A 16,282-nucleotide genomic window follows, 5' to 3' on the forward strand; every position below is an offset into this window, starting at 1 on the left:
ACAGGCCACCCGGAAATGACGCGGGCTCAGCCCCTGAAATTCGACGCATCCCGGATCAGCAGCCCCCATCCCTCCACCAGTCGCTGCTTCAGCTGCGCCGCAGTAAATTCCTCCGGAGTCCTGATCAAAAAATAGTGCGTATCGCTGTCATATACCTCCCACTCCGTCGCCGCGCGCAGCTGCTCACGCCACAAGGCCGCCTCCTCCAACAGCCGGGACTTGGGCAGTACAAACCGGTCGGCATGTCGAAAAATATACCCCGCCGCCTCCAGCGCCAGCTGATTCACGGACCAGGGCATCTTCAGCCGCCGTAGCTGCCTCACCCTCCCAACCTGCCCCACCACAAACCCAACCCTCAAACCCGGTATCCGGCAGCTCTTGGTCAATGACCGCAAAAGCAGAACATTCACCGGCAGTCCCTGCACCAAACTTACCGCCCCCGCCAACAAACTCACCGCTCCCGCGGTAAATTCGATATAAGATTCATCTACCACAAACAACACACCCGGGTTCTCCTCCACCATCCGATGCAGCTCATCCAACGGCAACGCACAACCGGTCGGATTATTCGGATTACAAAGGAATACAATATCCGTCCCAAATCCCTCCTCCGCCGTCCCGGGCCAGGATGCGATCCTCACCTGCAACCCATGCATCCTGCACGCATCCTCATACTCCGCAAAGGCCGGCGCCAATATCGTCGCCGACCGGCCAGCAAAAAGCTGCGCCACCAGATAGATCGCCTCCGTCGCCCCATTCGTCACAAGCACCTGCTCCGGGTCAACCCCGAACGCGTAAGCCGCCAGCCCACGCACAGTCCGGCCGTCCGCCTCCGGATAGTGCGTCACCGAACCCAGCCGCAGACACAACTGCTCCCTCAACCCCTCGTCAAGCTCCCCATAAAATACATTCGAGCTGAAATTGGCTCTTACCGGCACTCCATATTTCCAGGCGTCATCGCCATGTCCATCAAGCATAGTCAACGTTTTTGCAGTCGCAAGTTCCGGTATATTCCTTCCATATTCACGTGAGACCGGATATGGTCGGCCAGCCGGTCATACTGTTCTTCCCTGAATTTTTTGTAGTCGAACCATTTTATCTCCAGCCCCGGCGCACCCGCGGCCGCCAGCAGCTCTTCCACAACCGCGCGGTTATCGAGTATCCCATGCATATAGGTCCCCCAGCACCCCGCGCCCGCCCGGTACCCGTCAAATCCTTCCCCCACATAATTCAAAGGCCGCTCGCCACCCACAGCCTCCGTCCTCCCCATATGGATCTCATAACCGGCGCACGCAGGCCCATCAGTAGCCCCGAAACGAAACCGCCGGACAACCGTCGTCTTCTCCTTCTCCAGCACCGTATGCACCGGCAAAATACCCAGCCCATCTACCGTCCTGACGGCGCCTTCTACTCCATACGGATCCGCGACAGTCAGCCCCATCATCTGATACCCCCCGCAGATCCCCACCACCGGTATACCGGCACGAGCCGCATCCACTACCACCCTGTCCAGACTACGCCCGCGGATATACAAAAGGTCATCGATCGTATTTTTGCTCCCCGGCAGAATGATCAGCTGCGCACCCGCCAGCTGCGCCGGATCATCGGTATAATAGACGTGCAGCGACCCCATCCGCTCGATCCACGAAAAATCGGTAAAATTCGACAGATGCGGCAGCGCCAGAACGGCAATATTAAAAGCCCCAGGCCGTGGGAAAACCACCCGCTGCGCCAGCGCCACCGAGTCCTCTTCCTCGATATGGATGTCTTTGAAATAAGGCAGCACGCCGATGACCGGCACCCCCGTCGAGCTTCCGCCAGCTGGCTCCTCCCCCTTCAAAAAGCCGCCCGTCGCCACGAAACTTATTCACCAGCACCCCGCGTATCAGCTCTTTCTCCTCCGGCGGCAACAGTGCCAGCGTCCCGTAAACGCTTCCAAAAACCCCACCCCTGTCGATATCCGCTATCAGATAAACATCCGCACGGGCGTGCAGCGCCATCCGCATATTGACGATATCCCGCTTCCACAGGTTCATCTCGGAGATCGAACCCGCCCCCTCCAGCACGACCGGGTCATGAGCCGAAGCCAGCCGGTCATACGCACCCCTCACCTCCCCCCACAACGCCTCCCGGTCACTGCCCATAAAATAGTCCCACGCCGACTGATTCCCCGCCGGCTTCCCGTGCAGCACCAGCTGCGACTGGGTGTCACCGGTAGGCTTCAGCAGCACGGGATTCATATCGCTATGACACGGAATCCCCGCAGCCTCGGCCTGGACGGCCTGCGCCCTCCCGATCTCCAGCCCGTCGGGAGTGACGTAACTATTAAGCGACATATTCTGCGCCTTGAAGGGCGCGGGACGATAGCCGTCCTGCAGGAGTATACGGCACATACCGGCAGCGATGACACTCTTGCCAACATCCGAAGCCGTACCAACAAACATAATGGAACCCATAGATCAGGAATGTCTATATTCTTCGAAATATACAGGGGTTTCAACAGCGGCCTCCAGCCTCGACCTCAGATCCGCGGCCCGCTCAGGCCTGGTCAGCAGACCCGCGATCGTTCCGCTGTGCGCGACCATCAGTCCCGACTCCGTCTCCTTCGCCAGCCCGAGCCACTCGCCAAATCGGGGTATCGCAATCTCCCGTTGATTATATTCCGCGCTATAGCTGACACAGTCGAACAGCCGTACATAGTCTCCCGCCTCCGTCGCCCCAAGGAACCGTTTGAGCAGCCAGCCAAAGAACGTCCCCACCCCATTTGAAAACTGCCGCCTCACATACATGGTCTCGATCTCCCGCGAAGGGTCCGTATCAAAATACAATACCGACATCGGCGGCAACGAAAGATAACGGTCAACGACCCCTAACCGTTGCCTGAAAAGCACGATATCCTCCGACAGACAGGGGTCGGTCGGCTCGATCGCCGCCGCGATCCGGTACATATCCTCCGGCCGGGCATGGGTCTGCAGATAGTCGTTAACGACATGCAACACGCTGAGGATATCCGCTGAGCTCGAAGAAAGCCCTTTCCCCGCCGGGATATTCGAAGTCAGCCGTATCGACAGCCCCGGCGTGATGACCGGGGCGAACTCCTGCAGGAACAGCGCAAGCGCCTTCCGCGCCTTCGGCGGTAAAGCCCCCTGACAGGTCTTCCCCTTCGGCACGACATTGGGCACGCCCCTCGGGTCAAGCACCGCCTCCGAAAAAAAGATCCGCGACGGCAGCCCGCTGACCAGAAAAGTAGAGGCATCGGGCAAAAAGCCCTGCATCAGCTCACCGATCCTCGAATATATTTTGACCGAGTATTCCATGTTTGTGGGTCCAAAAATAATAGTTATTACGTATTCCGTACCTTCCCGTCATGAATTCCCGGTTTCTTTTATCCGCCCCTCACAGCGGATCCGGCAAAACCACCGTAACCCTCGGACTACTGAGAGCCCTAAGCGACAGGGGTTGCAGGGTACAACCCTTCAAATGCGGGCCGGACTATATCGATCCCATCCACCACCGCACCGCCTCGGGAAAGGACAGCTACAACCTCGACCGGTTCATGATGAGCGACGAACACATCAGCCACCTTTTCAGACAGTACGGCGGCGACGCCGATATCAGCATCACCGAAGGCGTCATGGGACTGTTCGACGGAGCGGCAAAAGACCAGGGCAGCAGCGCCGACATAGCCCGCCTCCTCGACCTCCCCGTCATAATCGTCCTCGACGCAAAGGCCATGGCCTACACCGCCGCCGCCATCCTGTATGGACTAAAGAATTTCGATGCCCGCCTGAAGATAGCGGGGGTCATCTTCAATTTTGTGAACCACGGCGGACACTACCGCCTGCTCGTCGAAGCCTGCGAGGCCATCGGCATAAAACCGCTCGGCTATCTGCCCGCCAACCCCAGCCTGCACATCCCCGAACGCCACCTCGGACTGGATACCACCTCCAACGAACCCGTCATCGCCGCGGCCGCCGAACACGTCAGGAAATACATCGACCTCGATACCCTCTTAACCATCACACAGACTACACCATTCCTCCTCCCCCCAACAACAACTTCCCCCACTCCCCAAAAAGGATCCTCATCGCCCGCGACGAAGCCTTCCATTTCCTGTATGCCGAAAATATCCGCCGACTTGGCCAATGGGGACAGATCACCTGGTTCAGCCCCACAAACGACCGGACCCTGCCCTTCCGCCCCGACCTGCTCTACCTCCCAGGCGGCTATCCCGAACTATACCTGCAACAGCTATCCGAAAACAAAAATATGCTCCGGCAGATAGGCGACTATGCCGGCACCGGCGGAAGGATCATCGCCGAATGCGGAGGCATGATGTACCTCGGCCGGAGCATCGTGGACAACAAAGGAAGGGAATGGCCCATGGCCGGCGTTCTCGATATCGGCACCAGCATGGAGCACCCGCGGCTGACCATCGGCTACCGGACCTTCCGGCCCGGCAACGCAGAACTGAAAGGACACGAATTTCATTTTTCCCAGCCCCTCGGCGACTGGCCCCAAACCCCATTCTTCCACAACCCCAACCTCCTCGCCAGCTACGCACACTTCTACTGGGGCGAAGACACTACAGCCCTCAGTTCAGGTGTATTCCGGCAATAGCCTTTTCCAGCGCACCGTCCTTCAAGCCCGGAATGGCCAGCCCTTCCACGCGAATAGTCGTGATATCGGTCAGTCCGATAAATCCCAGGATATACCGCAGATACGGCTCGACAAAATCATGCTCCTTCATCGGTCCCTCCGAAAAGACACCCCCCGAAGCGATCACGAGATAAACCTTCTTCCCGTTGACCAGCGCCGCAACCCCCTTCTCCGAATAGCTGAAGGTCTTGCCCGCCCTCACGATATGGTCGATCCACGCCTTCAGCGCCGATGGCAAAGAGAAATTGTACATCGGCGCCCCGATGACCAGGATATCCGAATCAAAAACGTCCCGTATCGCTTCATCGGAGTGACGCACAGCCGCACGATGCTGTTCCGAATGCTGGTCGGGCGGCGTAAAAATCCGGCCAGCTGCGCCTCCTCCAGATGCGGGAACTGCTCCCGCACAAGGTCGACGGTCTTTACTGTACTGCCGGGATGCTCTGTCTTCAGTTTGCCGATCAGGGTCTCCGCCAGCTGTATACTGTACGACCCGGCGCCCCTGGGGCTCGAAATAATGTTTAATATCTTTTTCATATCGGCAAAGCTACCTACCTTCGCTATCCAAAGGATACTAGTATCCAAATGGATACCGGTATCATAAATGATACTGACAATGGCCAAAGCACCCGAAAAAGCGGAATGTCTCCAGTCGATCGCCGCCATCCGCGACACCCTATACGTCGTCGGCGGCAAATGGAAACTCCCCATACTCGTTGCCCTCTTCGACGGACCACTCCGGTTCAAAGAGCTCCAAAAAGCCTCGAAGGCATCACCCCAAAGATCCTTTCCAAAGAGCTGAAAGAACTCGAGCTGAACGAATTTGTTACCCGTACCGTCTATGCAACGTCTCCGGTATCCGTCGAATATGCGCTCACAGGTTACAGCTTCACACTGGACAAGGTCCTCACCGAACTAAGGAACTGGGGATTTCAGCACCGCAAACGCATAAAGGAATGCAGCAAGGCCCGCCGGGCCGCCGCCGAAAAAGAAAAAATTAATTTTACCCGGCCTGTCCTGATTTGGAAACCTTATTTGAAATACCTACCCGAAATACCCGACTACGGCACACCGATCCTCATGCGGCACCTCCACCACACCGGCGGACTCCGCGACTGGGGCGCAATAGCGCAGTCACCGGATTTACCATATCGGTATCCCGCGCCACCTGAGTAGTTTTTGTAAAAAGGAATCCTACACCCCAAAAATGACCCTGTCCAGATACTCATTCCTGAACTTTCCGGTCGGGTCATAGTGTCTCATCAGCTGCTGCAGCCGGTGCATATTCGGATATAGCGCAGCCAGCCGCTGGTGCGGCATCGTAAACAGCTTACCCCAGTGCGGTCGGGCATTATAAGGCGCCAGCTGCTGTTCGATCAGCGGCAGCAACCGTCTGACCTCCGGCCACTCCGGCTTCCAGGTAAAATGTATGGCCGTGGAAGGCTGATGATAACAGGGACTCATCGGCAGCTGGTCCGCCTCGATACAACGGATCTCGGAGATCAGCAAATGCGGAGTTATCTTCTCGTGCAGCTGCTCCACCGCCTTTATCGCAGCATAGGAGTGTTCGCGAGGGACAAAATATTCCGACTGCAACTCCTTTCCGCTGCTGGGCGTAAACCCCATCCGGAAATGCGGCAGCCGCTCGTGCCACGGGCCGGGGACACCCATCTGCTCGGTACAATTCTCCGCCCCCAGGTCCCTTATCGGGTGCAGGTTCTTCGTCGCTGCTTTCGCGCCGTAAAATGTCGGATGACTGCCGAAACCCGCATCCTTACTCTTGATCCAGACCTCGTTGACATTTTTATTTCGCCAGTCGGTGAAAAGGCTGACGCTGTAACCCGACCCCATGACCTCGTCAAAATGCGTTTCCAGCGCGGACATCGGCAGATTCTCGTATACATATTGCCGTATCTGGTAAGTCGGCTGTATCGCGAGCGTGACTTTGGTGACGGCGCCAAGCCCCCCAAGGTGAATGACCGCCAGGCCAAACCCCTCGCTGTGCTTCGACAGACTCACCGTCTCGCCCGCCGCAGTGATCAGCTCCATACCCGTCACCGCACCCGATAAATTTCCATTGTGTACTCCCGAACCATGCGTAGCGGTCGCACAGCCGCCTGCCACAGAGATATGCGGCAGCGAGGCCAGGTTGTGCAGCGCATACCCCTTGTCGTTCAACATGACCGCCAACTCCCCGTACTTCACCCCCGACTCGACCGTAACGGTGTGCCCGTCCATCGCCACCACCCTGTTCAGCCTCGCCAGCGAAAGGAAATGATCGTGGGAATCCGCAATATCGTTAAAGCAATGCCTCGTACCCAGCACTTTCAGCCGCCGATTTTTGACGATCAGTCCCCTGGCTTCTTCAACGCTGCCTGCATTAAATACCGAACTGGTGCCATAGGTGAAATTCCCAGCCCAGTTGGTTATCTTTTCGTTTTGAGCAAGCCCCGCCAGGGGCGACAATGCTGAACCAGCCATCATAAAGGAAGAAAGTTTTAGGAAAGTCCTCTTATCCATAAGGAAGCAATTCGTTTCCTAAATATACGTCATTTACCCTCTGCCGGCCTCACTGTCTTTAAATCGACCAAACTGTTCAGCCATATTTCGATATTGCTGTACCCTCCTCCATTGGCAGGTATCAAAACCGCATCCGCCGAACTATTGGGATTCAGCCCGTGTGCCTTCTCCCAGCTATCGGGTATACCATCCTTATCGGAATCCTTATACGGCGTCCCCTTGTACTCGGGATAACCGCCCACCTGGCTGATATCCGAGATGATCCCCTGCTTATAGGAGTCCACCGGCAACCTGCGCCTGATGAACTTCCCGCCCGTCGGAGCCTGCGCCTTTTCGCTATAACTGATCCTGCCGGTCCGTACATCCTCCACGATCCGCCGGTCCACCGGGTCACGCTTCGGCAGGATAGCGCCAACATTATCCAGTACGTAGTTATAGGCCTCTGACGCCGTCATCAGGGTGATCTTAGCCATCGGGAAAGGCGTGTTGCTCCGCACACTATCCGTGTATTTTCCGGCGTCCGGCATCTCCTGTATCTGCACGCCTCCGTTCCAGTTGTCTTTCGTAACGGCCTCATTGCCCTCCATGATATTGCCGTTCACATAGGCCTTGCCGTACTGATCCTTCGTACCCGGCGAACGGCCCGCCTCCGGCTTCAGGATGCGGTGCCCGATGGGCTTGTCCAGCGGTGTGATCGGTCCCGGCTTGTAGTAGTTGTTGATGAACTGAAAGAACGATTTATTGTCTCCTCCATCCGCCGAACGGTTCCACCAGTTGAAGATCACATTGTTGGCGAAGCCGAAATCGCCATCCATTCCAACCGACGGGTTGCGCGCGATATTATTGGCCCAGAGATTACGCATAAAAGTGCTGTTTCGCCCGCCGATGGTGCTGCCAAACGCGTGGTTATAGGTATCCAGCGCTTCCGAGAAAATAGAATTCTGAATCGTGATATTCACCGAAGGCAGCTTCTCCTGCTTCGAAGTCCCCCGATCGTAAACGTGCCGGTAGATAGACATGTTCTCGTCCAGACCCCAGCTCGCCGATACATGGTCGATGATGATATTGCCAACGGGATTACCACCCAGCGCGTCATCCCTTCGAAGAACGTCGGTCTCGCCGCGACGGAAACGCATATACCTGACCACGACGTCGTGCGTATCGATCCACACCGATTCTCCGGCAATACAGATGCCGTCACCCGGCGCCGACTGCCCTTCGATCGTAATATAAGGCGCACGGATACTGACCGGCGATTTCAGCCGGATGATCCCGGACACATTAAAAACTACCACCCGCGCTCCACCCTGCTCACATGCCTCGCGGAAACTGCCGGGGCCGCTGTCCGCCAGCGTAGTCACCACATATACCTTCCCCCACGCCCGCCAAAAGAATAAGCGCCGCCGCCTTCCGCGCCGGGAAAAGCGGGAATCGAAGCCTGCGGCAGATCACTCGCCTTCGACGCCCCGGGCACATAAGGCTTGCCGTTCTTTTGGTCCCTTTCGATCGCAGGAAGCGCCTTCTCCCAGGCCCGATCAGAGAGCTCTTTATATCCTTTCATGACGGAATCCCCTTTGGCCTCGAGATCGTGTGGAATATTGGGATACTGTGCGCGGGCCGACAGGGCAAGAGAAAGACTGCATATAGCAAATACCAATCGCTGATTCATATGTTTGAATTAGAATTGGATAAAGGTAAGCGCGCCCCCACGACAGGCAATGTCTGATTTTATTATTCGGATGGACTATCTTATCAACCCCTCCCCACGAATCATCCATTCTGCACCCGGTCTTTCTCATCACCGGCCCCATCCTGATGACGCGTGACCTTGAAGGATTTGCCAAAACGACAGGTAAAAGAAAGGGACAACACCCTGCTGTCTCTCTTCAATTTAAAATACTCCGTTGCATCCGGAAAAGAGGTCAGCCCCTCCATCGCCCCGGTATAAAAAATATCGCGATAGCTGAGCTTTACCGTTCCCTTCTTCTTCAGCACGGATTTTGAAAGCCCCACGTGCACCTGCCCCGCCGGATACAACAGCTCCTGCACGTCATTGCGTGCACGCGTAGTATAGAACCCCGACAGCTCGCCGACATACCCCTTCCCGAAGCTCAGCTGGTTGCTGAGATTGATATTCAGCTGGCTGATTGACGTCGTATAGCTATTTCCGTTGAATCCCCTCAGCTGCTTGTGATTGAATACAGCCGTCAGCTCGGACGACCACCATTTTAGCGGCGACAAACTCAGACTGACCGAAGCCCCGAAATTATTGACCCGGCCGACATTGCCCTGCGTATAATACAGGATCGTCTTCGACGTATCGGAAAGAAAGATCTGCGAAAAATAGTCCGTGATACGACTATAGGACAGACCCGTCGTCAGCAGGCTCCCGTACTGGTGACTGATCTCGAAGTTCCAGCTGTACTGCGGGAGAAGATAGGGATTCCCGGTCTGATAGGTATACTTGTTTATGATATACAGGAAAGGATTCAGGGTCTGGAATGGTGGCCGGTCCGTTCGCCGGCCAAACGTAAGCGTCAGACTATTCACCGAATCCACCCGATACGTCAGATAGCCGCTCGGAAACAGACTGCCGTATTTTCGCGACACGCTCGAGTCTTTCTGCTGGATATTCCCGAACTGGTGCGCCGTATAGCCGGTATACTCATATCGCATCCCGCCCTGATAGCTGAAGAACCGGAACTTCCCTTCCACCGACCCGTAAGCCGCCTGGATATTCTCCTGGTAGACAAAATGATTGCTCCGGGTCAGGTCTTCGACCCACTGCCGGTTCTCGAGGTTCTGATACGTGGCGGCATTCTCCGTGTGGCTGGACGACGATTTCAGACCGACGGCAACAACTGCTCCGGGCCCCGCCCTCAGCGTATAATCCAGCTTGCCCGATACGATGTCGATGGTGGTCGGGATATCGCTGCGGAATACTTCGTCATACCCTCCGGACGCCAGCAGCTGATTATTGAAATCCTGCTTCCCCTCCATTTGATAGTGTAAATAGTCGAAGTCGGCGCTCAGATCGGCATTCTTCGACAGCGCCTTCCTTCCGTTGACGTTGACAGCCCCATTCCTGAACCGGTTGACCGGCTTGCTCCTGGTCAATACCGACGAGTCGACCGACCCGTCCGGCTGCAGCCAGCTGGCGGTTGCCTCGTTATTGCCGTTGCGGTGGATATCCATCCCCGTTACAGCCACCCCCACGACCGTCGCTGGCGCGATCGAATAGTCCAGCCCCGCCTTGACCGTATTGTTTACCACGGTTCCGGTAAAATAGGCAGGCTGCTCCAAAATAGCCGTAACGTTCTTGTTGTCGTCGTAATATTTCCGGTAGGCATAGAGACTCGTCAGATATTTCGAGGCATTCACGCTGTAGTTGAGGAAGGCATTGACCCTACCGGCGCGATAGTTCAGCACCACACTGTTGTTGTTCTTCGGATACACCCCCTGACCGTAGGAGGTGGTCAGACTTCCGTTGAAGCCGTCGTTCCTGTTCTTCTTCGTCCGGATATTGATGATACCCGCATTGCCCGCCGCGTCATACTTCGCCGTCGGATTGGCGATCAGTTCGATCTGCGCCACCTGCGAGGAATTCATGCTGCTCAGCAGATTGTTGAGGTCGTCGCCGGAAAGATAGGTGGGCTTGTCGTCGATCATCACGAGCACCCCGGCCTTCCCGTTCAGCGCTATCCCCCGTTCCTGTCGACCGTCACTCCCGGCGACTTCTCCAGCACCTCCAGAACCGTCGACCCGGTATTGGTCACTGAGGCCTCCACATTGATGATCGTTTTTCCCTGCTTCCGCTCGACCGGCAGCTTCCGCCCCGCCACCGTCACGGCCGCAAGCGAATCGACCTTCGCCAGCGCCGAATCCACCTCTTTCCCTCTGGGCTGGCAGAATGCCCACACCGGGGCCAACAGGATCAATATAAGCGCAGAGTTTCTCATGGTCATCTACAAAGATCGACCACCACCCCCAATTTTCGCAGCCGCTGAACCCGCCCCGCCGCCGCTCAGCCCTTCCCCAGCCTCAGCTTTTGATCTGTACTACCTGATTTTTCCGATCTGTAGTACAACTCATCTTCCAACCAGTTATAATTTTGTGCACAACACCAAAAAACCATGAATTCCACCCATCAGATCCACAACAAAGGCCAGGCCCGCCTCTTCCAAAACCCCGTCCTCGAGGCACTCACAAAAACTCACCCCTCGTCATCTGGGGAATGTATATCCCCATCATGGGCGTCATGCTGTACTACGCGGCTACCGCTTTCGGCCACCCCGGATGGACCATCGTGGCACTGTTCTTCGCAGGCATGTTCTTCTGGACCTTTTTCGAATACATCATGCACCGATTCGTCTACCATTTCGTTTCGGAGAACAAATACGTCAAACGCTTCGTCTACATTTTTCACGCCAACCACCACGAATACCCCAGAGACACCGAACGCCTGTTCTTACCTCCGGTACCAAGCATCCTCATCGCCTCCATCCTCTTCACGGCAATGTACTACACGCTTCGACTCCTGCCACTGCCTGGCATAGTCTTCGCGTTCTATCCCGGCTTCCTGCTCGGCTACCTGTTCTACGCCAGCACGCACTACGCAATACACGCATGGAAACCGCCGTTTAAATGGATGAAACCGCTGTGGCGAAATCACCACCTGCACCACTACAAAGAACACGAAAAAGGATTTGGAGTAAGCTCTACTATGTGGGACCACGTCTTCGGCACCATGTTCGACACAACCGAAAAAGAAGAAACAAAATGAAAACCCGCATCGCTCTCGGACAGATCGTCCTCCGCATCGGTCTCGGCACAGGATTTCTCCTTCCCGTCATGGACCGCCTGGGCTGGCTGGGACCGCCAGGCTCCGGCGTTGCCTGGGGCAACTGGGCCAACTTCGTCACCTATACCAACAAGCTGATGCCCTTTCTTCCGGAAGCCGGGGCCAGCGGCATGGGCGCCATCGCCTCCATCGCCGAAGCGGTCTTCGGCATCTGCCTGATCATCGGGTATAAGACCTGGCAGGCAGCCCTGGGCTCGGCCATCCTTACTTTTGTCTTCGGCGTTTGCATGGCCATATTCCTGAACATCGCAGCCCCCTTTAAATACCCGGTATTCGTATTCACCGGCGGCGGCCTGCTGTTGTCCTGCCTCAACGAATATAAGTGGAGCATCGACGGACTAATCAAGCCCCATAGCCCTTCTTAGTATCCGGAAAACGCCGGCCATCTCCTGCGCATCCATCGAAGCGAAACCCATTCTCAGTCCATTCAGATTTTGGTCAGACGGGTTGTACGACAACCCGTCTGACATCCACAATCCGCCGGCAGCCGCCTTCGCCGCTATCTTCGGCAACTCATAGGGCCTGTTGAACGTCGTCCACACGGCCATCCCGCCATCCGGGATACGGTAACTAACAGCGCCGCCCAGCTGGCTCTTCAACAGGTCACAGAACAGGTCCCGCCGTTCCTCGTACAGCTTCAGCGACCGGCGGATATGCCGCTGCATCGTGCCGTTGTTGTACAGAACAGCAATCCCATTTTCCAGTAACAGATCGCCCCGCAGGTCGAAAAGCCGCTTGTAAGCCGCGCCGTCCCTGACGGTTTTAGCGGGCGCAATGAGATATCCCAGCCGCACCGAAGGCAGCAGGTTCTTGGTGATCGAACCCACATACCATACGTTACCGCCATGATCCGCGCTCGCCAGCGGAAGGATCGGCGCATGCTGATAGTGAAACTCATAGTCGTAGTCGTCTTCGATCACCGTGAGACGGTATTCCCGTATCAGCGATAACAGCTTCATTCTCCTCGCCGCACTCAGCGTGACCGTCGTCGGATGGTGATGATGCGGGATCACATATAATAATTTCGGCGGCTTTCGTCTGCAAACCCGCTCCACCAGGTCTACGTCGATGCCTTCCTCGTCTACGGGTATCCTGACCAGCCTGGCCCCCAGTTGCTCGAACACGTTGTTCATATGAAAATACCCCGGGTCTCCCACCATCACCTGGTCTCCCGGCCTGATCGACAGCGCCGCGGCAATATACATCGCCATCTGAGCGCCCCGCGTCAGCAGAATATTGTCATAGCCGGCGGGGATCCCCCTCGTCTCCCCCACGTATTTCGCCAGCGCAGTCCTCAGCGCCGGACTCCCGGCGCCGTCAATCACCATCGAGGCCTCCTCGGTATATCCGTCATAGAACCCGTCCCTGTACAGACGCAGCAACTGCGCCACCGGCGCCAGCCGGTAATCCGGGAATCCGTCGTTGATCACATACTTATACCGCGTCTCCTTCGCCGGAACCGCTTCTCCCCCATACCCCCTTCTTCATCTGCTGAAACGTCTTTGGCTTCAGCTCGGGCAATTCCTCCGATACGATCATCCCGGACCTCGGCTTACTGTATATCCAGTCCTGCGAAACCATCTCCTCAAAGGCCGCCACCACCGTCTTTGGATGAATTTCAAGCAACCCCGCCATCTCACGAACGGACGGCAGCTTCGTACCGGGCCTGAGCACACCGCTCCGGATCAACCGGATAAGACCATTCGCCAGCTGCACATAGACGGCCTGCGCAGACCCGGCGTCCAGTGACAGCAAACTTTTGAAAGGGATCATCGGCGTAATTTTTTTGTCTCCGAACGGCTCAATATCTGTTTTATCTTCTTCTCATAAGCGTCGGCATAAGCCATCATCCCGATATCGGTCGGATGGGTCCCCTCCACCGTACAGTTCTCGTCGAAATTGATCTCGTCTTCCGTCAGCAGGTAAAGCCCCTTATACCCCTGTCGACCAGCCCACGATAGACCGACCGCATGAGCAGACTCGCCATATGATACCTGTTCACCGCAGCCGTATCGGCATTGAAGGGCATATGCCCGTCAGCGTGCTCCACCAGCAGGATAGGAACTCCGGGATGCGCCGCCCTCAGCACCGACACGCCAGTATCGATACGCGCCCCGATCGTGTCGTCCTGCAGATGATTCCCGTAAGCCAGATTCGGCATACAGTCCAGAATATAGAGCGCCGCGTCCGCCTTTGCCATGACCTCGAAAATGGGCCGCTCAAATCTGCCGTTACCCGAGAAGCCCAGGTTGATCACCTCCCTGTTCAGACGCCGTTCCAATATATTCGTCCACGCCAAACCCGGCCGCGTTGCAACCGCGCCCTGCAGTATGGATGTCCCATAAGCCACTATCGGCGCACCCCGCAGCGGAGGCCCAAACGCAAAATCATCGGAAGACGCACAGCCTATCTCCAGTCTCTCGACCGTGTTGTACAACGGCAGATACAGATAAAAATCCGCCATACCATCCGGTTCGGCGTCCACACCCAGATGACTATACGTATAGGTGCAGGTGTCTCCAATCTTATACTTCGCCGCCGCCCAGTTCCACCTCCCATTACGATCAACCGCATAGAGATCCAACCCGCTGACCCCCATCTCGGGCATATGCGGAAAAGATCTCGGCCCGGGAGCCAACCAATACCGCACCATTAGGCTTCGAGCCGTCGTCCGGAAATGTATATATTCTCCCGCCGTGTTCAGCGAAAGATCCCAGACGTCACGACGCACCCGCCCCTGCATATCCGCGGGAAGACGACGATAGATATGCCCGCTGTCCCTGACACAAATTCCCTCCGCACGCGCAGGCGCCCACCAGCGGAGCTCCGGCTGAGCAAAGGCACTAAACCCGGCGACCAGCGCCGCAACGACGATAAATTTCTTGTCCATTGACCGCAAGATACAAGATAGACGCTGGCTACCCGCCCCGCATCGCTTATAGAAAATTTTCTATGGGTTTATAAATAATATTCTATATCTTTTACATATACAACACTGATAATGAATCGCTCTGATCGGTAGCTGCCTAAAGTCTGTTCAACTTTTTAAATGACTGATAAACAGCAACTAACGATCCTGATTACCGCTATCATCGCGACCGCGCTCCTGGGCCTGGCCTGGTTCATCATTTGGGCCCGCAAACGCCAAAACACTACAACGGCCAGGGACATCCTGGCCGGCGAAGACCGCATCGGACTCCTCGTTGACAGCATACAGGACTACGCCATTTTCCTGCTCGACGCCGGCGGAAGAGTCATGACCTGGAACAAAGGCGCAGAGTTCATCAAAGGCTACCGCGCCGAAGAAGTCATCGGCCAGCCGATCTCCATTTTCTATACCAGCGAAGACAACAAAAAAGGCGAACCTTCACTCAACCTCGAACAGGCAAGTGTCCACGGCCGCCATAGCACCGAAGGCTGGCGGGTGAGAAAGGACGGCGCGCTATTCTGGTCGGAGAGCCTGCTGACCGCCATTTATGACTCCCACCACCGCGTAAAAGGCTTCGTAAAAGTCACGCGTGATATTACCGAGCGCCGCAGGATCGAGGAACAGCTGTCCAGCGACATCACCCGCACCAACGAAGAGCTCCGCCAGCTGGCTTCACATTTGCAGAACGTACGGGAGGAAGAAAGGGCCTCCATCGCCCGGGAGATCCACGACGAACTGGGACAACAGCTAACCGGTATAAAAATGGACCTCTCCTGGATCTCGAGAAAATGGAACCAGCCGCCCGAAGACCCCCTCCAGCAAAAGATCACCGGCACGCTCGCGATGCTGGACAATACGATCCGGACAGTACGGCGCATAGCCACGCAGCTTCGCCCAAGCATTCTCGACGACCTCGGCCTCGTCGCCGCCATCGAATGGCAGAGCCAGGAATTTGCCGCGCGATCGGGTATCAGGACACAATTTCAGTCGACACTTCCCGAGCTCGACTTCGACCCTCGAGCCTCGATCGGCCTCTTCCGCATCTGCCAGGAATCCCTGACCAACGTAGCCCGGCACTCCGGAGCGAAAAATGTATGGATCAGCCTGGACTGTATCGGCGAAGACCTCCACCTTTCCGTCATGGATGACGGCAGAGGATTCAACAGGACCATCCGCACCAACACCCTCGGCCTGCTGGGAATGGAGGAAAGAGCTACCATGATGGGCGGCTCGCTGGAAATAAAGAACAGCCCCTACGGCGGAGTCGCCGTCGAAGCAACCATTCCTCTAACCAAAACGATCCACTGATCAAG

17 protein-coding genes and 3 pseudogenes are annotated in these 16,282 nt (G+C 56.4%); 6 read left to right on the plus strand and 14 right to left on the minus strand.

The genetic code is table 11. The features are described 5' to 3' along the window. Positions 1-26 precede the first annotated feature (26 nt). The 4 genes from ACQ86N_RS23890 to ACQ86N_RS23905 are packed head-to-tail and all read right to left on the minus strand — an operon-like array spanning position 27 to position 3,317. Positions 27-977 (minus strand): pyridoxal phosphate-dependent aminotransferase, encoded by a 951-nt coding sequence (locus tag ACQ86N_RS23890; protein ID WP_431209237.1) that lies wholly within the window; start codon positions 975-977, stop codon positions 27-29. 2 nt (positions 978-979) lie between these two features. Further along, on the minus strand, positions 980-1,801 hold the full coding sequence (locus tag ACQ86N_RS23895; RefSeq protein ID WP_431209238.1) for a hypothetical protein: 822 nt from the start codon (positions 1,799-1,801) through the stop codon (positions 980-982). After that, on the minus strand, positions 1,695-2,456 hold the full coding sequence (locus ACQ86N_RS23900; protein ID WP_431209239.1) for a cobyric acid synthase: 762 nt from the start codon (positions 2,454-2,456) through the stop codon (positions 1,695-1,697). Before ACQ86N_RS23900 ends, ACQ86N_RS23895 begins: the two co-directional genes overlap by 107 nt. A gap of 3 nt (positions 2,457-2,459) precedes the next feature. After that, complete coding sequence (locus tag ACQ86N_RS23905) at positions 2,460-3,317, minus strand: hypothetical protein (RefSeq protein WP_431209240.1); 858 nt, start codon at positions 3,315-3,317, stop codon at positions 2,460-2,462. A gap of 50 nt (positions 3,318-3,367) precedes the next feature. Here ACQ86N_RS23905 and ACQ86N_RS23910 point away from each other — a divergent pair. Both ACQ86N_RS23910 and ACQ86N_RS23915 read left to right on the plus strand, forming a co-directional pair. Continuing rightward, positions 3,368-3,973 (plus strand): annotated as a pseudogene (locus ACQ86N_RS23910) (cobyrinate a,c-diamide synthase); the annotation flags it as partial. 155 nt (positions 3,974-4,128) lie between these two features. After that, entirely contained in the window at positions 4,129-4,620 is a 492-nt protein-coding gene (locus ACQ86N_RS23915; RefSeq protein ID WP_431217571.1) for a hypothetical protein, read from the plus strand. Here the strand turns inward: ACQ86N_RS23915 and ACQ86N_RS23920 are convergent. Then, a complete protein-coding gene (locus ACQ86N_RS23920) occupies positions 4,595-4,978 on the minus strand; it encodes an FMN-dependent NADH-azoreductase (RefSeq protein WP_431209241.1) in 384 nt (127 codons plus the stop codon). The two genes, ACQ86N_RS23915 and ACQ86N_RS23920, sit on opposite strands and share 26 nt — an antisense overlap. Next, a complete protein-coding gene (locus tag ACQ86N_RS23925) occupies positions 4,882-5,196 on the minus strand; it encodes an NAD(P)H-dependent oxidoreductase (protein ID WP_431209242.1) in 315 nt (104 codons plus the stop codon). Before ACQ86N_RS23925 ends, ACQ86N_RS23920 begins: the two co-directional genes overlap by 97 nt. Positions 5,197-5,275: 79 nt before the next feature. On the opposite strand from ACQ86N_RS23925, the pseudogene ACQ86N_RS23930 reads away from it, so the two are divergent. After that, positions 5,276-5,835: pseudogene (locus ACQ86N_RS23930) on the plus strand (winged helix-turn-helix transcriptional regulator). A gap of 18 nt (positions 5,836-5,853) precedes the next feature. Here the strand turns inward: ACQ86N_RS23930 and ACQ86N_RS23935 are convergent. The 5 genes from ACQ86N_RS23935 to ACQ86N_RS23955 form a co-directional block, all read right to left on the minus strand. Then, entirely contained in the window at positions 5,854-7,179 is a 1,326-nt protein-coding gene (locus tag ACQ86N_RS23935) for a D-arabinono-1,4-lactone oxidase (RefSeq protein WP_431209243.1), read from the minus strand. 29 nt (positions 7,180-7,208) lie between these two features. Beyond that, positions 7,209-8,543, minus strand: a complete 1,335-nt coding sequence (locus ACQ86N_RS23940; protein WP_431209244.1) for a pectate lyase family protein — start codon at positions 8,541-8,543, stop codon at positions 7,209-7,211. Continuing rightward, the gene (locus ACQ86N_RS23945) at positions 8,537-8,848 is read right to left on the minus strand and encodes a hypothetical protein (protein ID WP_431209245.1); all 312 of its coding nucleotides are present in this window, start codon (positions 8,846-8,848) and stop codon (positions 8,537-8,539) included. The genes ACQ86N_RS23940 and ACQ86N_RS23945 overlap by 7 nt, the downstream gene beginning before the upstream one ends. A gap of 101 nt (positions 8,849-8,949) precedes the next feature. Further along, complete coding sequence (locus tag ACQ86N_RS23950; protein ID WP_431217572.1) at positions 8,950-10,848, minus strand: outer membrane beta-barrel protein; 1,899 nt, start codon at positions 10,846-10,848, stop codon at positions 8,950-8,952. Between the two features lie 29 nt (positions 10,849-10,877). Beyond that, positions 10,878-11,117, minus strand: a complete 240-nt coding sequence (locus tag ACQ86N_RS23955; protein ID WP_431209246.1) for a hypothetical protein — start codon at positions 11,115-11,117, stop codon at positions 10,878-10,880. A 296-nt stretch (positions 11,118-11,413) separates the two neighbouring features. Here ACQ86N_RS23955 and ACQ86N_RS23960 point away from each other — a divergent pair, with 296 nt between their 5' ends. Both ACQ86N_RS23960 and ACQ86N_RS23965 read left to right on the plus strand, forming a co-directional pair. After that, entirely contained in the window at positions 11,414-11,962 is a 549-nt protein-coding gene (locus tag ACQ86N_RS23960) for a sterol desaturase family protein (protein ID WP_431209247.1), read from the plus strand. Beyond that, positions 11,959-12,405 (plus strand): hypothetical protein, encoded by a 447-nt coding sequence (locus tag ACQ86N_RS23965; protein WP_431209248.1) that lies wholly within the window; start codon positions 11,959-11,961, stop codon positions 12,403-12,405. The genes ACQ86N_RS23960 and ACQ86N_RS23965 overlap by 4 nt, the downstream gene beginning before the upstream one ends. On the opposite strand, the gene ACQ86N_RS23970 is transcribed toward ACQ86N_RS23965, so the two are convergent. The 3 genes and pseudogenes from ACQ86N_RS23970 to ACQ86N_RS23980 all read right to left on the minus strand — a co-directional run bounded on the left by ACQ86N_RS23970 (position 12,379) and on the right by ACQ86N_RS23980 (position 14,930). Continuing rightward, positions 12,379-13,470: a PLP-dependent aminotransferase family protein gene (locus ACQ86N_RS23970; protein ID WP_431209249.1), complete on the minus strand. Its 1,092-nt coding sequence runs from the start codon at positions 13,468-13,470 to the stop codon at positions 12,379-12,381. The genes ACQ86N_RS23965 and ACQ86N_RS23970 overlap by 27 nt on opposite strands. A gap of 4 nt (positions 13,471-13,474) precedes the next feature. Further along, entirely contained in the window at positions 13,475-13,813 is a 339-nt protein-coding gene (locus ACQ86N_RS23975; RefSeq protein ID WP_431209250.1) for a GntR family transcriptional regulator, read from the minus strand. Next, positions 13,810-14,930: pseudogene (locus tag ACQ86N_RS23980) on the minus strand (SGNH/GDSL hydrolase family protein). The gene ACQ86N_RS23975 and the pseudogene ACQ86N_RS23980 overlap by 4 nt, the downstream one beginning before the upstream one ends. Before the next feature lie 159 nt (positions 14,931-15,089). Here ACQ86N_RS23980 and ACQ86N_RS23985 point away from each other — a divergent pair. After that, positions 15,090-16,277, plus strand: coding sequence for a PAS domain-containing sensor histidine kinase (locus tag ACQ86N_RS23985; RefSeq protein WP_431209251.1), 1,188 nt, complete (start codon positions 15,090-15,092; stop codon positions 16,275-16,277). The last annotated feature ends 5 nt before the right edge of the window (positions 16,278-16,282 follow it).

Origin of the sequence: Puia sp. P3, assembly GCF_050632245.1 — a bacterium.
GTDB lineage: Bacteria > Bacteroidota > Bacteroidia > Chitinophagales > Chitinophagaceae > Puia.